15 protein-coding genes are annotated in these 18896 nt (G+C 71.6%); 7 read left to right on the plus strand and 8 right to left on the minus strand.

All coding sequences use genetic code 11. The features are described from left to right. The 6 genes from NGK70_RS13850 to queF all read right to left on the minus strand — a co-directional run bounded on the left by NGK70_RS13850 (position 1) and on the right by queF (position 9080). The gene (locus NGK70_RS13850; protein ID WP_251969120.1) at positions 1–1287 is read right to left on the minus strand and encodes a TIGR02678 family protein; all 1287 of its coding nucleotides are present in this window, start codon (positions 1285–1287) and stop codon (positions 1–3) included. Continuing rightward, positions 1284–2852: a TIGR02677 family protein gene (locus NGK70_RS13855; protein WP_256490673.1), complete on the minus strand. Its 1569-nt coding sequence runs from the start codon at positions 2850–2852 to the stop codon at positions 1284–1286. Before NGK70_RS13855 ends, NGK70_RS13850 begins: the two co-directional genes overlap by 4 nt. Then, a complete protein-coding gene (locus NGK70_RS13860) occupies positions 2849–6397 on the minus strand; it encodes an ATP-binding protein (protein ID WP_251969121.1) in 3549 nt (1182 codons plus the stop codon). The genes NGK70_RS13855 and NGK70_RS13860 overlap by 4 nt, the downstream gene beginning before the upstream one ends. A 38-nt stretch (positions 6398–6435) precedes the next feature. Beyond that, positions 6436–7716: a metallophosphoesterase family protein gene (locus NGK70_RS13865; protein ID WP_251969122.1), complete on the minus strand. Its 1281-nt coding sequence runs from the start codon at positions 7714–7716 to the stop codon at positions 6436–6438. An 80-nt stretch (positions 7717–7796) separates the two neighbouring features. Next, positions 7797–8147 (minus strand): ArsC family reductase, encoded by a 351-nt coding sequence (locus NGK70_RS13870; RefSeq protein WP_251969123.1) that lies wholly within the window; start codon positions 8145–8147, stop codon positions 7797–7799. 48 nt (positions 8148–8195) lie between these two features. Beyond that, the gene (gene queF / locus NGK70_RS13875) at positions 8196–9080 is read right to left on the minus strand and encodes an NADPH-dependent 7-cyano-7-deazaguanine reductase QueF (RefSeq protein ID WP_251969124.1); all 885 of its coding nucleotides are present in this window, start codon (positions 9078–9080) and stop codon (positions 8196–8198) included. A 333-nt stretch (positions 9081–9413) separates the two neighbouring features. Here queF and NGK70_RS13880 point away from each other — a divergent pair, with 333 nt between their 5' ends. Together NGK70_RS13880 and NGK70_RS13885 are read left to right on the plus strand one after the other, a co-directional pair. Then, positions 9414–10865 (plus strand): S41 family peptidase, encoded by a 1452-nt coding sequence (locus NGK70_RS13880; RefSeq protein ID WP_251969125.1) that lies wholly within the window; start codon positions 9414–9416, stop codon positions 10863–10865. Between the two features lie 147 nt (positions 10866–11012). Further along, positions 11013–11771, plus strand: coding sequence for a HesA/MoeB/ThiF family protein (locus NGK70_RS13885; protein ID WP_251969126.1), 759 nt, complete (start codon positions 11013–11015; stop codon positions 11769–11771). Between the two features lie 45 nt (positions 11772–11816). On the opposite strand, the gene NGK70_RS13890 is transcribed toward NGK70_RS13885, so the two are convergent. After that, on the minus strand, positions 11817–12284 hold the full coding sequence (locus NGK70_RS13890) for a MarR family winged helix-turn-helix transcriptional regulator (protein WP_251969127.1): 468 nt from the start codon (positions 12282–12284) through the stop codon (positions 11817–11819). A 120-nt stretch (positions 12285–12404) separates the two neighbouring features. Between NGK70_RS13890 and NGK70_RS13895 the strand changes: the two genes are divergently transcribed. The 5 genes from NGK70_RS13895 to rocF are packed head-to-tail and all read left to right on the plus strand — an operon-like array spanning position 12405 to position 17660. Further along, positions 12405–13373: a Bug family tripartite tricarboxylate transporter substrate binding protein gene (locus NGK70_RS13895; protein WP_251969128.1), complete on the plus strand. Its 969-nt coding sequence runs from the start codon at positions 12405–12407 to the stop codon at positions 13371–13373. Between the two features lie 4 nt (positions 13374–13377). Then, complete coding sequence (locus tag NGK70_RS13900) at positions 13378–14379, plus strand: Bug family tripartite tricarboxylate transporter substrate binding protein (RefSeq protein WP_251969129.1); 1002 nt, start codon at positions 13378–13380, stop codon at positions 14377–14379. Next, positions 14379–15695, plus strand: coding sequence for a sulfatase family protein (locus NGK70_RS13905; protein WP_251969130.1), 1317 nt, complete (start codon positions 14379–14381; stop codon positions 15693–15695). Before NGK70_RS13900 ends, NGK70_RS13905 begins: the two co-directional genes overlap by 1 nt. Before the next feature lie 34 nt (positions 15696–15729). After that, positions 15730–16680: an LOG family protein gene (locus tag NGK70_RS13910; RefSeq protein ID WP_251969131.1), complete on the plus strand. Its 951-nt coding sequence runs from the start codon at positions 15730–15732 to the stop codon at positions 16678–16680. A 32-nt stretch (positions 16681–16712) separates the two neighbouring features. Continuing rightward, positions 16713–17660 carry an arginase gene (gene rocF / locus NGK70_RS13915; protein WP_251969132.1) on the plus strand — a complete coding sequence of 316 codons (948 nt, stop codon included), beginning with the start codon at positions 16713–16715 and terminating at the stop codon, positions 17658–17660. 43 nt (positions 17661–17703) lie between these two features. On the opposite strand, the gene NGK70_RS13920 is transcribed toward rocF, so the two are convergent. Further along, on the minus strand, positions 17704–18819 hold the full coding sequence (locus NGK70_RS13920) for an MFS transporter (protein ID WP_251969133.1): 1116 nt from the start codon (positions 18817–18819) through the stop codon (positions 17704–17706). Positions 18820–18896: the final 77 nt, after the last annotated feature.

Raw genomic sequence — 18896 nt, forward strand, 5'->3', positions numbered from 1 at the left:
TCAGAACAGATCGCTCTGGGCCGTCCGCGCCGCGGGCGTGGTGCGCACTTCGGTGTCGCCCAGGGCGTAGCGTGCCAGGGCCGGCAGGGGGCGTACCTGTGCGGCGGTGCGCTCCACCAGCCGCAGCTGCGCCAGCCGTTCCAGCGCGCAGCGGGCCAGCTCATGCTCGGCGCCTTCCTCGCGCGCGGACCTGCGCCAGTAGCGGCCGTAGCGTTCGCGCACGCCGGCCAGGAAGGTGGCGATGTCGGCCTCGGCCACCGGCCGCGCGGTGTCGTCGGCACGCAGCCGCTCGGCCAGGTGTTCGGCCACCAGCAGGGTGGCGTGCGCGTCCGTGCCCTCGGCCGGCATGGCCACGTCGGTGAGCTCGCCGTCCTCGTCGACCAGGGCCAGGCCTTCGGCACGCTGCTCGGCGGCCAGGCCGGTGGCCTCGCACAGCCGGGCGGCCATGGCGCCGCGCTGGTTGACGAAGTAGGCCCGCTGGGCCTCGTCGAGCGTGTCGAGGTAGACCACCGGGTCGTCCAGCAGGCGGCGCGCCAGGTGGTGGCGCAAGGCCGTGCGCTGGCCCTCGTCGCTGTCGGGCACCTGTTCGTTGACCAGCGAGGCCAGGCGCTCGTCCAGCGTCACCGGCGCCTGCTCCGCCGCCCAGGTGGACGGGCCGCGCACAGCGGCGAGCAGGCCGGCCAGCACGCGGCGCTGGACGTCGTACAGGGCGTCCGCGCCCTCGCCAGCGCCGGCCGTGCTGTCGCGCGCGTAGCTTTCCTCATCGCCCGCCACGCGTTGGAGGATGCCCAGCGCCAGCAGGCTGCGGCACACGGCCACCAGCTCGCGGCGCTCGTGCACGACGGTCAGCGTGAATTCGAAGCCGCGCGACTTCAGCAGCGGGTCTGCCGCCAGCGCCAGCAGCCGCTCGCCCAGCAGGCGCAGGGTGATCTGCGCCTCGGCACGCTCCAGCACCGCACAGGCCAGGCAGAGCAGCACGTAGCGGCGCCGCTCGTAGCCGACCAATCCGCGGCTGGCATCGCCCAGATCGGCCGGGCGCTTGTACAGGCGGGCACAGTCGCGTTCCACGTGCAGCGGCCAGCCGGTCTCGCGCGCAAACCAGGTGCGCAGCTCGTCGGCATGCCGGCGCACGGCCGCAAACTCGGGGTGAGTGGCCGTCATCAGCGGCGTCATCAGCAAGGCCCGCAGCGCGCGGCAGCGCTCCTCGTCACGGTGCAGGCTTTGCTGCAGGGCGATCGTTCGGGCTGGCGTGCGCACCGCCGCGATGGGCGCGATGGGCGCGTTCATGTTCCGTCCTTCACCGCGGTGATGGTGAGCATGTGGTCACGACCGGCCAGTATGCCGGCGCTCGTGCGGATCTCGGCATGGCTGCCCCGCGCCAGCGGCTCCAAGCGGATGCGCAGCAGGCCGTCGCCGCTCAGGCGTTCCACGGCGGCATCCGGGTGGGCCTGCGCGGCCAGTGCCTCGCCCAACAGCGCGAGGAACAGGCTGAAGGCATGGGTGTCCAGCCCCTGCGGCCCGTCTGGCGTGCACAGCTGCGACAGCCGCGTGGGCTGCCCGTTGGCCAGTCGCTGGCGGGCCGCTTCGATCTGGCGGTGCTCCTCCTGCAACTGGGCGGCCAGCAGGCGGCGCTCCTCGTCGCGCACCTGCACGCGCGGCAGCGCGCCGCGCGGCGCTGCCTCGCCGTACTCGCGCAGCCTCGGGTGGATGCGCAGCGCGGGCGCCGCCGCCCACGGCGTGCTGGCCGGAAGCTCCTGTGCACCGGGTTGCCGTGCGGGGTCGAGTGCAAAGTGGCGCGCCGGCTGCAGTGCCAAGGCCGCGCGCGCCAGGCGGTGCGCCTGATCGTCGTCGGCACAGGCGGCGAACCAGTGCGCCAGCATGCGGAAGTCTGCCGAGCGGTCACTGCGCCCGCTGCGCCGCTCGTTGAGCGCGGCCACGGCCGCCAGCAGTTGCGGGATGGCTGCGCGGGCCTTGGCGCGCAGGAGTTCGGCCTGTGGCGGCTCGTGCCGATCGGCCACGAACCAATGGCGCAGGCCATGCCAGCGCTCGCGCCAGTCGAGCAGGCCGCGGGTGAGTGCGTCGCGCTGGCCAGCCTCGTCACCCGGCGCGGCGTCGCGCGCTTCGCGCTGCACGGCCAACTCGAGCAGAGTCTCGATGCGCGACGCCAGCGCCACGATGCGCCGGGCGATGCCGCCGGAGCGCCCGACCAGGTCGCCGATGAAGCGCTCGAGGTAGTCGATCAGCCGGCGCTTGTAGGCCAGCACCGCCTCAGCGTCGGCCTGCTGCAGTTCGATGCTGCGGGCGATGCCGGCCATGAAGGCCTGGGCATTGTCAGCCAGGCCCTCGAACACGCGCACCAGGTCGCGCAGCGTGGCGTGCACCTTGGCAGCGTCCGGTGCGTTGTCCTCCGCCAGCGCCTGCAGCGTCTCCAGCAGCTGGGCAATGTCCTCCAGCGCCACGGTCTGCAGCTCGGCGCGGCGCGACAGCGTCTGGGCAAAGGTCTGCAGGGCCGCCTCGACCGCCTCGCCGCCCTGCGACAGGCGGTACAGGTACTTGGCACGGTAGAAGTCGGCGATGCTGGCCACGCGTGTCGTGTCGGGCTGTGACTCCAGATTGCCCCATTCGGTGAGCTGATTCAGCGCGGTCTGCAGTTCCTCCAGCCGCGGCGGTGCGGGCAGGGCGTCCCAGCGGCCCTCGGCCAGCAGCTCATCCGGCCGCAGGTGCAGGCGGAACTGGCGCTTGGCGGCGGCAAAGGCGTCCATCACGGCGCGGTACAGCGCCGCCTTCTCGGCGCTGACGTGGCGAAAGAGTTCGGCCTGCCGGCGCGCCGGCAAGGGGGCGACCATCGTCATGCCGGTTCCAGCGTCACCACGTTGATCTCCCGCCCGACGCACTCGCGCGCCACGTCGACCAGATGCTCGTGGTGGGTGAGGAAGATCACCTGCGTGCGGCGCGCCAGCTCACCCAGCGCTGCCAGGCCGGCGCGTGAGCGGCTGTCGTGGAAGTTGACGAACAGGTCGTCGGCGATGAAGGGCAGCGACCGGTCGCTGGCGATGTGCAGCTCCAGCGCGGCCAGCCGCAGCGCCAGGAAGAGCTGGTCGCGCGTGCCCTCGCTCAGGCCGTCGATGTGCACCCGCTCACCGTCCGGGCGCAACGCAATCAGCCGCGGCGGCGTCACCTCGAAGTCCGGCGTCAGGCGCGCGAAGCGGCCCAGCGTGAGCTGCGCGAACAGCGTGCTGGCGCGTTGCAGCAGCGGGCCCTGGCGGCGCTCGCGGTAGCGGTCCACCGCCCAGCGCAGCAGGCGGTGGCCGGTGGCGACGTGCAGGTAGCGCTCGGCCGTGTCACCCAGCTGGGCCAGGGCCTCCAGGCGTTTCGATTCGGCCACCGCCGCCTCGCTGCCGCCATGGATGCGCGCCAGCGCGGCGCGGGCCTGCGCCAGCTCGCCGGCCAGGCGGGTCTGCTGCTCGACCTCGGCGCCCAGTTGGGCGTCCAGCGCCTCGATGTCGGCCTTCAGGGCCTGAGGCTCGGCCGCGGCATGCTCGGTCAGTAGGGCGTCGAGCGCCAGGCCGTCACCGGCCTCGACGATGGCCTGGCGCTGCTGCTGCGCCTCGGCCTCCAGCCGGCGGCGGCGGTCGCTGGCGGCGATGTGGGTGCGCAGCCGGGCGGGGTCGGGCGTCTGCGCCAGGGTGTACAGCGGCCCCAGCGCGGCATGGGTGGCGGCCAGCGCCGTCTCGGCGCTGCGCAGCGCACTGGCGTGCTCCTGCAGTTCGGCCTGCAGGCGCTCGCTCTCCCTCTTCGCCTCCTGGGCCCGTCGCAGGCGCTCCTGCAGCGAGCGGGCCCAGGCGAAGGGGTCAGTGCCGCCGTGGCCAGCTTCATCGGGTGCACCCAGGGTCTGTCGCAGCGCCTGGGCGGCCTGGTCGAAATCTGCCAGGTCGCGGCGCATCGTCTGGATGCGCTGCACCCGCAGTTCGTCCGCCTGGGCGAGCAGCTCGCGCACCCGGTCCACCTGCTCGACGGCATCGGCGGCCGCCTCGGGCGTCATCCAGGGCCCTTCCAGCGAAGCGGCCTTCACCGCCTCCTGCCAGCGCATCTCCCATTGCGCCACCTCGGCGCTGCCGCGATGCAGCCGCTGCGCCTGGTGGTCGAGTTCGGCCTGCGCCTGGGTGATCTGCATGGCCCGCGCCTCGGCCTGCGCCCGCTCGGCCTGCTGAGCCGCAAGCCACTGCTCGGCGCGACTGCACAGCGCAGCCAGGCTGAGGGTTCCGGTCGTGCCGGTCGTGCCGGACGCACCGGTCGCAGCGCTGGCGCCAGGCAGCTCGCCCACGCAGGCCCGCAGCGCCTGCTGCAGGGCGGCGGTGACCTGGGCCTCGGCCTGCTTCTGCGCGACCTGTTCCATGCGGCGGGCGTCGAGCGTCGCCGCCGCGTCCAGCGCCGCCCGGCGGTGGACCAGCCAGCCCGACAGGTCCAGCAGCGCCATGCGCGGCAGGCCGGCGGCACCGGCCTGTTCGGCCCAGCGGGCGTCGAAGTCCACCAGCCGGCGCCCAGCCTCGTCGCTCTGCTGCCGGGCCGCGGCGGCGGCGGCCTCGTCGCGGGCGCTGTCCTGGCGCAGGCCGGCCAGCCGGGCGGACTGGTCGACCTGGTCGCGTTGGCGGTCCACCAGCGCATCGGCCCGTTCGATGGCGTGGTCCAGCTCGGGGGCGCGTTCGGCCAGGTCCGCCGGCTGCCGCTTGATGCCGCCCCAGACCTGGTCGCGCGCCGAGCGGGCCTGCTGGACGTCGTCCAGCGTGACCACCTGCGCCGTGGCGGCGGTGAACTGCGCCAGCGCCAGGGCGGAGCGGCGGGCCTGCTCCTGCGCCTGAGTGAGTTGGCGCCGGGCGGCGTCCGCATCGGCCATCAGCCTGGCACGCTCGGCCTTCAGCACGGTCAGCCGCTCCTCGCTGGGCAGGCTCAACGCGGCCAGTGCCGCCGGTTCCCTGCGCCAGGCGCCGAGCGCGACCAGCGCGGCATCGAGCTGCACGCCTGCCTGCGCCATGGCGGTATCCAGTGCGCGCTGCCGGGCGGCGCCGGCCTTGAGCGGTTGGGCCTCCTGCAGCGCTGCGGCCAGGTCCGCCACGATGCTGGCTGCCGCCACCGGGGCGCTGCCGGCCTGCGGTTGTAGCCCAGGCTGCCCCTGCAGCCGCTCCAGCGCCGTGCGGGTGCGCTGCAACCCTTCCTCGGCCGACTGCCGCACCTGCAGCAGTGCGCCGCGCTGCTGCATCAACGTGGCCAGTGCCCGCAGCGCCAGCGGGGAGGGCAGCCGCGCGCGCAGCGCCGCCTCGTCGGCCGGCCAGCCGAGCTGCGCGGCCAGCGCCGCGGCGTCGCGCAGGCGGGTCGACACCTCCTCTTCACGCCGGCCGATGTCGCGGGGGTGGTGGCTGCAGGCCTGGCCCTGGGCGGCGAGGGCCTCCACCGCGCCGGCCTGTGCCAGGACGGCCGCATCCACCGTCAGCGCGGCCCGCTGCACCTGCAGCGCCTGTTCGGCCTGGCGCAGCAGCTCCAGCCGGGCGGTCTGCGTGGCCAGCGTCACCTCGCCATCGGCCAGGCGCTGCGCGGCCTCGGTCGGGAACAGCGGCACCTGCGCCAGCTCCGCGAGCTGCGCCTGCAGGTCATGCAATTGCGCCACCCGCGGCGCGATGCGGCGGATGCGCTCCAGCCGCTGCCGCTGGGCCGACAGCGCCCGGTAGCGCCCTCCCGCCTCGCCATAGGCAGCGTCGAGGCGCTCCACCTCGCCCTGCGCCGCACTCCAGGCCCGGGTGTTGACGGTGGCGCCACGCAGCGTCTGCCGGGCCGCCTCGTACGGGTCCAGGGCGGCGTAGAAGGCCCGGCTGCCGGACTTGCGCGGCGCGTACAGGCTGTCCGCCTCCGCGGCCAGGGCATCGCGCAGCGCCCCCAGGCTGGACAGGCCGGCGGCGGACTGGAACAGCAGTTGCCCCACATCATCGGACGCATCCAGGATGGAATGCCCGCCCTTGAGCAGGCCGGCCAGGTCCAGGCAGAACATGCGCTCGAACAGCCCGGCCGTCGTGCCGCCCAGGTGCTCGGTGAGCGCCGCATCGGCCAGCACGCTGTCGTCGGGTCGCCGCAGCGGCTTGCGCCCGCGCGCACGGTGAAAGGCCAATGTGCTCGCGGCCGATTCAATCACCGCCCCCAGCCGCAACTCCGCCAGCGGGTGGCGGAAGTCCATGTCGCTGCGCAGGGGCATGCCGAACAGCAGCTCCGACACCGCACGGCGCAGCGTCGACTTGCCCGCCTCGTTGGGGCCGACGACGAGGTGGAAGTCGCAGTCCGAGTGGGGGAAGACCAGCTTCTCATCGGTGAAGCGGCCGTAGCGGATCAGTTCGAGGGTCTGCAGGCGCATGGGTTCTGCTCAGTCTTCTTGTTCTCTCTTGGTTGTTCCTACTCACGCGCCGCCAGCCGCGCTAGCAGGCCGGGCAGCACCGCGTCGAACAGCGCCGACAGATCCCCCTCGCGCACCTGGCGCAGCAGCGGCAGCTCGTTGGCCAGGTCGGGCGCCTTGCCCAGCATCTGGGCAAAGTCGTCGCGCAGCTCCTTCAGCAGCGCGTCGTCGTGGCGCGCCTCGGCCAGCAGTGCCTGCAGGTCGGCCAGCGCGTCGGCGCCCAGCAGCGCGGAGGGGGCCGCGGCGTCCAGGGCGTCCAGGGTGTCCGCGGGGGCCGGCGCCCGCGTGGCCAGCTTCACCTTCTCCAGCCAGAGCCGCTCCGGGCCCAGCGCGGCGATCTCCGCCAGCACATGGGCACGCAGTTCACCCCCGCGCTGGAACAGCTCGCCATGCGCCGCGGATTCGCCCCGCAGCGTCACACGCACCGCGCGCGGCACCTGGGCGTCGCATTCCAGCAGCCGCGCCAGCCCCTGGCCGGTGGCGCGGCCCACCGCGTCCAGGTCCTCGCAGGCCGACACATCCAGATCCAGGTGCTCCCAGCGCAGCACGTCGACAAACAGCCGCTCCACCTGCGGCGGCCCGTCGCCGTCGATGGTCACCATCACCGCGCCGCGGCGCCCCGTCTCGCGGATGCTGCGGCCCTGCAGGTTGCCGGGAAAGCAGATCGTCGAGCGCCCGGTCCAGACCTGGTGCTCGTGCACGTGGCCGAGCGCCCAGTAGTCGTAGCCCTGGGCGTGCAGCTGCTCCAGCGTGCAGGGCGCGTAGCTGGCGTGGTCCACGTGGCCTTCCAGCGCGGTGTGCAGCACGCCGATGTTCACGTAACCCCGTATCGCCGGCCCGTAGCTGGCCAGCAGGTTCTCGGGCGTGTCGCGCTTCTTGAAGCTGCGCCCATGCAGCGCCACCTTCAGCGCCTCGATGGTGTGCACCTCGCACTCGCTGGCCGAGAATCGCCGCACGTTGTCCGGCAGCCGCAGCGAGCGCGTCATCTGGCTCTCCGCGTCGTGGTTGCCGAACAGCACGAAGGCCGGGATGCCCGCGCGCTGCAGCCGCCCCATCTCGGCGCAGAAGAACAGCCCGGTGTTGAAGTCCGGCCAGTCGCCGTCGTACAGATCCCCCGCGATGACGACGAAGTCCACCCGCTCCTCGATGGCCACTGAGATCAGCTGGCGGAACGCCTCCCGCGTCGCCCCCCGCAACTGCTCGGCCGGCGCGTCCGGGTAGGCACTCAGCCCGTGCAGCGGGCTGTCGAGGTGGATGTCGGCGGTGTGGATGAAGCGCAAGGGGGACAGCTCCGGGTTGGAAGCCGAAGCTTACGATGGCCCGTGCACCTCCCCAGTGGGAGGGCTGGGCGGTACGGTGGTCAGACCCGCCCGGCCCAATCGTCCGGATCGAAGCCCACCGTCACCATACCGCCGACCCACTGCACCACCGGCCGCTTGATGACGCTGGCCTTGTCCAGCATCAACGCGCGGGCGCTGGCGGTGTCGACCACGCCGTCGCGCGTGGCCTCGTCGAGCTGGCGCCAGGTCGTGCCCTTGCGGTTGACCAGCTTCTCCCAGCCCAGGGCGGCGATCCAGCCGTCCAGCGCGGCCTCGGGCACGCCCTGCTTCTTGAAGTCGTGGAAGGTGTAGGCCAGGCCGCGCTCTTCGAGCCAGGCGCGGGCCTTCTTGACGGTGTTGCAGTTCGGGATGCCGTGGACGATCAGGGGCATGGCGGGTGCTCCGTTCGATTCGGAAGGGCTGGGGTCAATGGCGTGCCGTCACTGGCGTGCCGTGCGCACCGCGGACGGCAGGGAGGCCGGGTGGCTGCTGCGCCAGGGGTTGATGTCCAGCCCGCCGCGGCGGGTGTAGCGGGCGTAGACCTGCAGCCGGATCGGCTGGCAGCGCGTCCACAGGTCCGTGAAGATGCGCTCGACGCAGTGCTCGTGGAAGTCGCTGTGGCCGCGGTAGCTGACCAGGTAGCGCAGCAGGCCGGCCTGGTCGATCTGGGGGCCGGTGTAGGCGATCTGTACGCTGGCCCAGTCGGGCTGGCCGGTGACGGGGCAGTTGCTCTTGAGCAGGTGCGAGACCAGCGTTTCGGTGACAGGTTGTTCGTCCAGTGCGGCGCCCAACAGGTCAGGGGTGGGGTGGTCGTAGCGGTCGCAGTCGATGTCCAGCCGATCGAGGCTCACGCCGGCCAGCTCGCGGATCGGTTGGGCGTCGAAGGCCTCGGGCAGGATGAGCTTCACGCCCACGCGGGCGCCGCAGGCGGCGCTGAGGTCCTGCACCAGCGCGGCGCGCAGCGCATCGGCGGACTCCAGGCAGGTCATGGTGAAGCTGTTCAGGTAGAGCTTGAGCGACTTGCTCTCGACGATGTTCGGCGACTCGCAGGGCACCGTGAGCAGGGCCAGCGCCACCTGGGGCCGGCCGCGCGGCGTGAGCCAGGACAGCTCGTAGGCCGTCCACAGGTCCGCCCCGGTGAAGGGCAGGCGTTCACCCGCCAGGCCGAGGGCGGCGCGCTGGGCCTGGCGTGGCAGCGGGAAGAGCAGGGTGGGGTCGTACTGCGTGCCGTAGGCCACCGCCTTGCCCAGCGTGGAGTCGGCCGCGGTGGGGCTGGCCGGAGCGGCTGCGGCAGGGGCTGGGGTGGGAGCGGCAGAGGGCGGCATGGGCGCGAACAGGCAGAGCGTGGATCGGGTACGGGCGAAATGGTAAACGCAGCGGCAGCGGCACGCAGGATTGCCGGCTTGGCAGGTTCGGGTTTGAGGCGATCCTGTATCCGACTGCAAGTTCGAATTGCGGTGATGCACCCCCGGCTCGCAGGGGCGAACCGGGGAACAACCCTTTTGCTGGTGCAATTCGTGGCATTCATGCAGCGAGCCGGGCGTGCTGCGTCCTATACTGCCCGCGCTCCGGGTATCCGGAAGGGTTTCAGGCGGCACGTTTCGTGCCGATCAGCAGTACTTGGCAGGTGTCGGCAGACGGCCGAGAGGATCTTGATGATGGGCAACAAGCTCAAGGTGGCAGGTTGGGTGTCTCTGGGCGTGGTGGCAGGGGCGTTGACGACGATGCAGCTGCAGGCGACGGCGCGCAGCAGCATGTCCCCGCTGCCGCTCGAAGAAATGCAGCAGCTGGCGACGGTGTTCGACCTCGTCAAACGCGCCTATGTCGAACCGGTGGACGAAAAGAAGCTGATCCGCGATGCGATCGGCGGCATGGTTTCGGGGCTGGATCCGCATTCGCAGTATTTCGAGGGCGCGGCCTTCAAGGAATTCCGCGAGAGCATCCACGGCAAATTCACCGGCGTGGGCATCCAGATCGAAATGGAAGACGGGCTGGTGAAAGTGGTTTCTCCGATCGAAGGATCGCCGGCCTTCCGCGCCGGGCTGATCACCGGGGACCTGATCACCCGCATCGACGACACCGCCGTCAAGGGCCTGACGCTCGACCAGGCGATCAAGCGCATGCGCGGGCCCAGCGGCACCAAGGTGCTGCTGACGGTGTTCCGCAAGGCGGAGAACCGCAGCTTCCCGGTCACGATCGTGCGCGAGGAGATCAAGAACAAGAGCGTGCGCTCGAAGGTGGTGGAGCCCGGCTACGCCTGGATCCGCATCAACCAGTTCCAGGAACCGACGGTGCGTGACTTCGCCGACCAGCTCAAGGAGCTGTACAAGCAGGACCCGAACCTGAAGGGCCTGGTGCTGGACCTGCGCAACGATCCGGGCGGCCTGCTCGACGGCGCGATCGGCATCTCGGCGGCCTTCCTGCCCAAGGACGTGGTGGTGGTGACCACCAACGGCCAGATGCAGGACCAGCGTGCCACCTACAAGGCGGCGCCGAACTTCTACTCGCGCGATGGCAGCGACACGCTGGCCGGGCTGCCGGCGGCGATCAAGTCCGTGCCGATGGTGGTGCTGGTCAACGAGGGATCGGCCTCGGCCAGCGAGATCGTCGCGGGGGCGCTGCGCGACCACAAGCGCGCGGTGATCATGGGCTCGCAGACCTTCGGCAAGGGCTCGGTGCAGACCGAGCTGACCCGACTGCCGATGCCCAATACCTCGCTGAAGATCACGACGGCGCGCTACTACACGCCCTCGGGGCAGACGATCCAGGCCAAGGGCATCGTGCCCGACGTGATGGTGGACGACACGGCCGAGGGCAGCCCCTATGCCGCGCTGCGCGTGCGCGAGGCGGACCTGGAGCGCCACCTGGGCAACGGCACCGGCAGCGCCGAGGACGAAAAGAAGGATCCGGCGCGCGAGAAGCAGCGCGAAGAGGCGCTGAAGAAGCTCGAAGAGGCCAACGCCAAGAACACCAAGCCGGTGCGCCTGCCGGAGTTCGGCAGCGCCGAGGACTTCCAGCTGCAGCAGGCGCTCAACCGCCTGAAGGGCAAGCCGGTGATGGTCAGCAAGAGCCAGACCGAGCGCAAGGTGGACGCCACCAAGTCCAACTGAGCCACGCTGCGGGCGCTGCCTGCAAAGTGCCGGAGCCGCCTGCGGGCGGCTTCGGTGCTTTTCGACGGCGTCCGGCCGCTTCCCGGCAGTGTTCCGCCCTATGCTTGCTGCCCCGCGCAACCCCACCCTGAACCGAGTGAGCCGATCATGAACGACGACCAGCTGCTGCGCTACAGCCGCCACATCCTGCTCGACGACCTGGGTGTCGAGGGCCAGCAGCGCATCGTTGCCGGCCATGCGCTGGTGATCGGCGCGGGCGGGTTGGGCTCGCCGGTGCTGCTCTACCTGGGCAGCGCGGGCGTGGGCACGATCACCGTGGTGGACCACGACACGGTGGATCGCACCAACCTGCAGCGCCAGATCGCCCACACCGATGCCCGCGTCGGCGAGCCCAAGGTGCTCTCGGCCGCCCAGGCCATCGCCGCGCTCAACCCGGAGGTGCGCGTGCGCACGTTGCAGCAGCGTGCCGACGCGGCGCTGCTCGACGAACTGGTGCCTGCCGTCGACGTGGTGCTGGACTGCAGCGACAACTTCGCCACCCGCCAGGCCGTCAACGCCGCCTGCGTGCGCCACCGCCGCCCGCTGGTGTCGGGCGCAGCGATCGGCCTGGACGGGCAGATCTCGGTCTGGGACAGCCGCGGCGCCGACCACCCCTGCTACGCCTGCGTCTTCCCGCCCGAGGCCGAGGCGCCCGAGGTGCGCTGCGCCACGATGGGCGTGTTCGCCCCGCTGGTAGGCATCATTGGCACCATGCAGGCGGCCGAGGCGCTCAAGCTGCTGGCCGGCTTCGGCACCTCGCTGGCCGGGCGGCTGCAGATGCTGGACGGGCGCGACCTGAGCTGGACCGAGATCCGCATGGGGCGAGACCCCGCCTGCCCGGTGTGCGCCGCAGTGCGCACGGGCTGACCGCCTGACAACCGACGACGGGCCTTCAGGCCGCTCCTTGCCGAGTCACGGTCGGGCGGCCATCCGCTCGGCCTGTGCCGTCAGGCGTTTCAGCGCATGGGCCAGGGCGTCCAGTTCGCCATCGTCCAGCACCGACAGCAACTCCCGGTTGATGGCAGCCACCTGGGGCAGCAGCGTCTCGTAGGTGGCCCGACCAGCGTCGGTCAGCGCCAACACCGCCTCGCGGCGGTCGGCCGCGGCGGCGCTGCGCAGCAGCAGCCCCTTGGCGACCAGCGAGGTCACGGCGCGTGAGGTGCGGGCGCGGTCGAGCAGCGAGCGCTCGGCCAGCGCGGACGACGTGATCCCCTCGCCCAAAGCCAGGGCACTCAGCAGCCGCCACTCCCGCCGGGTGATGCCGTGTTCGCGTTCGCACAGGCGCACCACCGGCAGTCGCGCGGACGCGGTCAGTCGTGCCAAGCCATACAGGAACAACTCGTTGAGTGATTTGGGCTGGCGCAAGGGATGCTCGGGCATCGGGGAATCCACCCAGGATGATTGACTAGGTGAATCGATTGTCCGGTGTTTAGAGTGGCGCCAATATGCAGATCAGCCCGCAAGCGGCCGTGACGCACACAAGGAGACTGGCTGATGCACATGAACTCGCCCCTGAGCCGCTGGACCCGACGCGCGCTGCTGTCAGCGCTCACCTGCCTGCCCCTGGCCGGGATCGCACAGTCGGCGCCGCCGACGAAGATCCTCGTCGGCTTCCCTCCCGGCGGCTCGGCCGACGTGCTGGCGCGGCTGATGGCCGAGGCGATGAGCCCCGCGCTCGGCACCGTGCTCGTCGAGAACAAGCCCGGCGCCGCCGGCCGCCTGGCCATCAACGCCGTCAAGGCCGCCAAGCCCGACGGCCACACCCTGCTGCTCGTGCCCAGCGGGCCGATGGTGATGTTCCCGCACGTTTACAAGAAGCTGGAGTTCGACCCGGCCAAGGACTTCACGCCCGTCTCGCTGATCGCACGCTTCCAGTTCGGCATCGCCGCCGGCCCCGCCTCGTCGGCGAAGAACATGGCCGAGATGGTGGCGCTCGCCAAGACCAGGCCCGACGCCGCCACCTACGGCACCGCCGGCCAGGGCACGGCGCCGCATTTCCTGGGCGTGATGCTGGAGCAGACCACCGGCGTGCCCTTCCTGCACGTGCCCTTCCAGGGCGGCGCGCCGGCCAACACCGCGCTGGTGGGCGGCCACGTGGGCTACAAGATCGACGTGGTGAGCGAGACTGCCGAGCTGCACCGGGCTGGCAAGGTGCGCGTGATCGCCGTCACCGGACCGGAGCGCGATCCGCAGGTGCCGGAGGTGCCCACGCTCAAGGAACAGGGCGTCGACATGGCAATCACCGCCTGGTTCGGTCTCTATGGGCCGGCCGGCCTGCCGGCGGACGTGGCCGCGAAGATCGAGAAAGCCGCGGCGGCAGCCGTGCGCCAGCCAGGCCTGCGCGACAAGCTCGTCAAGCTCGGCTACCAGCCCGTCGGCTCCACCGGCGCGGAGCTGGCCGCGGCACAACGCGTCGACCTCGCGAGCTGGCGCAAGCCCATCCAATCCACCGGCATCAGCCTGGAGTGAAGTCATGCCCCTCGTCCATCGCCACTTCGGCCAACGCTGCGCCGCTGCACTCATGCTGGTCGCCGCCTGCTCGGCCACCCGGCCTGCGCAAGCGCAGGACGCCGCCGCCTTTCCGCAGCGCCCGGTGCGCTTCGTCAACAACTTCCCGCCCGCCGGCCCGTCGGACATCCTCGCGCGCTCGGTGGCCGACGTGCTGCAGGCGCAATGGAAGCAGCCGGTGACGGTGGAAAGCAAGGCCGGCGCGGGCGGCAACCTCGGTGCCGATACGGTCGCCAAGGCCGCACCCGACGGGCACACGCTGCTGTTCGGCATCGACTCGACCTTCACGGTCAATCCGCACCTCTACAAGGCCATGCCCTTCAAGCCGGCCGACCTCAAGCCGGTACTGATCATGAGCAGTTCGGGCCTGCTGGTGGGCGTGAACGCAGCCACCGGGCTGAAGTCGATGAAGGAGCTGATCGCCGAGGGCAAGGCCAAGGACAGCAAGGGCGTGACCTTCAGCTCCGGTGGCAATGGCAGCCCCGGTCACCTCGCCAGCGAGCAGTTCACCGAATTCACCCAGGCCAAGATCACGCATGTGCCCTACAAGGGCAACACGCCGGCCGTGCAGGCCGTGGTCGCCGCCGAGGTGACCGGCGGCATGCTGGCCACCCCGGGGATGCTGCCGCACGTCAAGAGCGGCAAGGTCACGGCGCTGGCCGTCACCAGCCGCCAGCGCAGCCGGCTCGCGCCCGAGGTGCCCACCGTCGGCGAGCTGGGCCTGCCGCAGCTCGAGCAGGAGGTGTACTACCTCGTGATGGCACCGGTCGGCACGCCTGACGCACTGGTGCAGCAGCTCGCGAAGGCCATTGCCGATGCGCTGCAGCGCCCCGACAACCAGGCCCGCCTCGCGCAGCTCGACATGCACTGGCAGGGCCTGAGCGGCGCCGCGGCGAGCAAGCGCCTGGCCGAACTGTCCGAGCGCTACGCGCGCATCGTCAAGGCCACCGGCATGAGGGTCGACTGATGACCGCCTCCCGCCCGAACATTGTCTTCATCGTCGCCGACGACCTCGGCTTCGCCGACCTGGGCTGCTACGGCGGCCGCGAGGCCGAGTTCGGCCCCGTCTCCCCGGTGCTCGACCGCCTGGCCGCCAACGGCCTGAAGCTCACCCAGGGCTACTCCAACTCCCCCGTGTGCTCGCCCACCCGCTTCGCGATGATCACCGGCCGCTGGCAGTACCGCCTGCGTGGCGCGGCCGACGAGCCGATCAACAGCAGGAGCAAGGGCAGCAGCACCCTGGGCCTGCCGCCCGAGCACCCCACGCTGCCCTCGCTGCTCCAGGCCAGCGGTTACCGCACCGCGCTGATCGGCAAGTGGCACCTGGGCTATCCGCCGCACTTCAGCCCGCTGAAGTCGGGCTACGACGAGTTCTTCGGCCCGATGTCGGGCGGCGTCGACTACTTCAGCCACTGCAGCAACACCGGCCAGCACGATCTCTACTTCGGCGAGGAGGAGCAGCACTCCGAGGGCTACCTGACCGACCTGCTGTCGCGCCGCGCCTGCGAGTGGGTGCAACGGCCGAGCGAGCAACCGTTCTTCCTCAGCCTGCACTACACCGCGCCGCACTGGCCCTGGGAGACGCGCGACGACGCGGCCATCGTCGACGACGTCCGTGCCAACCTGTTCCACCTGCACGGCGGCAACATCCACACCTACCGCCGCATGATCCACCACATGGATGAGGGCATCGGCTGGCTGGTCGAGGCACTGCGCGAGAGCGGCCAGCTCGACAACACGCTGATCGTCTTCACCAGCGACAACGGCGGCGAGCGCTTCTCCGACAACTGGCCGTTGGTGGGCGGCAAGATGGACCTGACCGAGGGCGGCATCCGCGTGCCCTGGATCGCCCACTGGCCGGCCGTCATCGCCCCGGGCGGCGTGAGCCCGCAGCACTGCCTGACGATGGACTGGTCGGCCACCATGCTCGATGCCGCTGGCGTGGCCGCCGACCCGGCACACCCGCTGGACGGCGTGTCGTTGCTGGGCGTGCTGCGCGCGCCCTCGGCCACCTTCCGGCGCCCCCTGTACTGGCGCATGAACCACCGCGGCCAGCGCGCACTGCGCGACGGCGATTGGAAGTACCTGCGCGTGGACGGGCACGACTACCTGTTCAACCTGCCTGCCGACGAGCGCGAGCGCGCCAACCACGCCACCCGCGAGCCCGAGCGGCTGGCCGCGCTGCGTGCTGACTGGGAGGCCTGGAACGCGACGATGCCGCCGATCCCGGACGATGCCACCGTCAGCCTGGGTTACGGCGCCAAGGACATGCCGCAACGGTAGGGCCCGCGCTCCGGCGCGGCGCTATGCTGCCGGCATGACGCCCCCGAACAAGAACCCCGCCGAACACCGCACCGACACCGCGGTCGAACTGACCGCCCGCAATTTCCCCTCCGCACACGAGGAGGCGCAGGCGCTCAAGGCGCCATCGCGCTACGCCGGGCCGGAGAGTGCCTACCGCCTGGCCTTCACCGACGACGCTTTCCTGCTGCGCGAGGAGCTGCGCCCGGTGCGCATGCAGCTCGAACTCCTCAAGCCCGAGCTGGTGCAGGCCGAGCTGGGCATCGAGTCCACCATCGTGATCTTCGGCAGCGCGCGCATCCTCTCGCCCGAGGCGGCCGATGCGGCGCTGCTGGCCGCCCAGGCCAATCAGGGTGACCCGGGTGACGAGTCGACGGTGCGGCGCACGCAGATGCAACAGCACATGAGCCGCTTCTACGACGAGGCGCGGCGCTTTGCCGCGCTGGTGACGGAGCGCTCGCGCACGCTGGAGACGCCGATCTACGTCGTCACCGGCGGCGGCCCCGGCATCATGGAAGCCGGCAACCGTGGTGCGCACGAGGTGGGCGGCAAGAGCATCGGCCTGAACATCGTGCTGCCGCACGAGCAGGAGCCCAACGCCTTCATCACGCCTGAACTGTGCTTCCAGTTCCACTACTTCGCGCTGCGCAAGATGCACTTCCTGATGCGCAGCATCGCGCTGGTGTGCTTCCCGGGCGGCTTCGGCACGCTCGACGAGTTGTTCGAGACCATGACCCTGGTGCAGACCGGCAAGTCCCGCCGCCGCCCCATCCTGCTGTTCGGGCGCGAGTTCTGGACCCGCCTGATCAACTTCGACTGGCTCATCGAGACCGGCATGATCAGCCCGGGCGATGTGAACCTGTTCCACTTCGTCGAGACGGCCGAGGACGCCTGGCGCTGCCTGGCCGATCACTACGGCTTCGACCTGCCGGAGACGAGGACCGGTGAATTCGCCGACTACATCTGAGCCACTGAGCCACTGAGCCCCTGGAGCCCGCCATGAGTCCGCTCGTTTCCCGCGCCGTCAGCCTGATCGGCGCGCCCACCGACATCGGCGCCAGCGTGCGCGGCGCCTCGATGGGGCCCGAGGCGCTGCGGGTGGCGCAGCTCAAGGAGCGGCTCGAAGCCCACGGGCTGGACGTGGCCGACCGCGGCAACCTCACCGGCCCGGCCAACCCCTGGCAGCCGCCGGTGGAGGGCTACCGCCACCTGGCCGAGGTGGCGGCCTGGAACCGGGCGGTGCGGGACGCGGTGGCCGCCGAGCTGGCGGCCGAGCGCCTGCCGATCCTGCTCGGCGGTGACCACTGCCTGGCGATCGGTTCCATCGCCGCGGTGGCGCAGCACTGCCGCGCGCGCGGCAAGCGCCTGCGCGTGCTCTGGCTGGACGCCCATGCCGACTTCAACACCAGCGCCATCACCCCCAGCGGGAACCTCCACGGCATGCCGGTGGCCTGCCTCTGCGGCCATGGGCCGGCCGAGCTGCTGGCGCTGGCGCAGCATGCGGATGGCGCCCCGGCGCTGAGCCCGAAGCAGATCCGCCAGATCGGCATCCGCAGCGTCGATGCGCTGGAGAAGCGCTTCGTGCACGCCCAGGACCTCGACGTGTTCGACATGCGCTACATCGACGAGATGGGCATGCGCCACGCGATGGAGCTGGCCCTGGCCACGCTGGACGCCCACACGCACCTGCACGTCAGCTTCGATGTCGACTTCCTCGACCCCGGCATCGCGCCCGGCGTGGGCACCACCGTGCCTGGCGGGCCGACCTACCGCGAGGCGCAGCTGTGCATGGAGATGATCGCCGACAGCGGCCGGCTCGCCAGCCTGGACATCGTCGAGCTCAACCCGGCGCTCGACCTGCGCAACCAGACCGCCGACCTGGCGGTGGACCTGGTGGAAAGCCTGTTCGGCAAGAGCACGCTGATGCGCAAGGGTGCGCGCGGCTGATCGCTCCTTTGAACATTCAGTTGCCCGGGCGCGCCCGGCGGCTTCAATGCGCCGCGGGTTCCTCCGATGCCGGCCGGGCCAGCCACAGCGCGACGAGCATCCCCACCGCCACGCCGGCAAAGGCATGCGCCTCCGACCAGGTGGCCGCCGCCGCGCCGAGTGCCAGCGGCGCTGGCAGGCGCAGCGCCCCGGCGACCAGCGACGCACTGCCCAGCGCCGCGGCAGCGCGGTGGGCAGACCGCCTGGCGATCAGCGCAAAGCAGCAGGGCACCACGCAGGCGGTGCCCAGCCCCACCAGCGCGAAGCCGAGCAGGCTCTGCACGAACCAGTGGGAAGTGGCCACCGTTGCGAAACCGGCGGCGGCGATGGCCAGCGACAGCAGGATCACACGACGGTCGCCAAAGCGCTGCCGCAGCCGGTCACCGGCCAGCCGCACCACGGCCTGGAAGCCGGCGAAGAAGGTGGCCCCCGCGCCGGCAAAGGCCGCCAGCTCGCCGGCCTGGCGTTCGAGGAAGCGCGCCGACCACATCTGAGCCGCCATCTCGCCCGCGATGGTCAGCCCGAGCACGATGCCGATCAGCAGGACGCCGCGCACCGCGCCGCCCTGGCGCGGCGTGGCCAGCGGGGGCACGGCGGCGTCCAAGCGCGGCCCGAGCCGGTGCACGGCCAGCGCGACCGGCAGGTTGACCCCGGCCACGAGCAGGGCACAGACCTGGGGGCCGGCCTGCGTCGCGATCAGGCTGCCCGCCAGCGCACCGATGCCAAAGGCGGCCGATGCGGCTGCGTGCATGCCCAGCAGCACCGGGCGGCGCATCTCGCGCTCGATGGCGGTGGCCTCGGTGTTCATCGCCAGGTCGAGCAGGCCGGCGCTCAGGCCCATGGCGACCAGCGCCACGGTCAGCCCCGGCGCCGAGGGGGCGGAGAACACCAGGCCGAAGCAGGGCACGTTGGCCAGCAGCGCCGCCTGCATCAGCCGCCGCGGCGAGACGATGCGCGCCAGCTGCCCGCCGCCGGCCATCGCGGCGATGTAGGCCGCCGTGTGCAGCGTCAGGGCCAGCCCGAGCCCGGTGACGTCGAGGCCCGCGTGCCGCATCAGCACCGGGATCGACCCGGCCCACAGGCCCAGGCCGATGGCATAGGCGAAAAACACCGCGGTCACGACGGCGCGTGCCGGTGCAGGCTTGGGGGGTACGGACGAGGTCACGGCAGTACGGGGAAGAAGGGAGTCAGCCGGCG

Origin of the sequence: Sphaerotilus microaerophilus (assembly GCF_023734135.1) — a bacterium.
GTDB lineage: Bacteria > Pseudomonadota > Gammaproteobacteria > Burkholderiales > Burkholderiaceae_C > Sphaerotilus > Sphaerotilus microaerophilus.

Coding starts and splice junctions, on each gene's coding strand:
- NGK70_RS13850 (WP_251969120.1), bottom strand. CDS start 1,287: ATGAACGCGCCCATCGCGCCCATCGCGGCGGTGCGCACGCCAGCCCGA.
- NGK70_RS13855 (WP_256490673.1), bottom strand. CDS start 2,852: ATGACGATGGTCGCCCCCTTGCCGGCGCGCCGGCAGGCCGAACTCTTT.
- NGK70_RS13860 (WP_251969121.1), bottom strand. CDS start 6,397: ATGCGCCTGCAGACCCTCGAACTGATCCGCTACGGCCGCTTCACCGAT.
- NGK70_RS13870 (WP_251969123.1), bottom strand. CDS start 8,147: ATGCCCCTGATCGTCCACGGCATCCCGAACTGCAACACCGTCAAGAAG.
- queF (WP_251969124.1), bottom strand. CDS start 9,080: ATGCCGCCCTCTGCCGCTCCCACCCCAGCCCCTGCCGCAGCCGCTCCG.
- NGK70_RS13880 (WP_251969125.1), top strand. CDS start 9,414: ATGGGCAACAAGCTCAAGGTGGCAGGTTGGGTGTCTCTGGGCGTGGTG.
- NGK70_RS13885 (WP_251969126.1), top strand. CDS start 11,013: ATGAACGACGACCAGCTGCTGCGCTACAGCCGCCACATCCTGCTCGAC.
- NGK70_RS13890 (WP_251969127.1), bottom strand. CDS start 12,284: ATGCCCGAGCATCCCTTGCGCCAGCCCAAATCACTCAACGAGTTGTTC.
- NGK70_RS13895 (WP_251969128.1), top strand. CDS start 12,405: ATGAACTCGCCCCTGAGCCGCTGGACCCGACGCGCGCTGCTGTCAGCG.
- NGK70_RS13900 (WP_251969129.1), top strand. CDS start 13,378: ATGCCCCTCGTCCATCGCCACTTCGGCCAACGCTGCGCCGCTGCACTC.
- NGK70_RS13905 (WP_251969130.1), top strand. CDS start 14,379: ATGACCGCCTCCCGCCCGAACATTGTCTTCATCGTCGCCGACGACCTC.
- NGK70_RS13910 (WP_251969131.1), top strand. CDS start 15,730: ATGACGCCCCCGAACAAGAACCCCGCCGAACACCGCACCGACACCGCG.
- rocF (WP_251969132.1), top strand. CDS start 16,713: ATGAGTCCGCTCGTTTCCCGCGCCGTCAGCCTGATCGGCGCGCCCACC.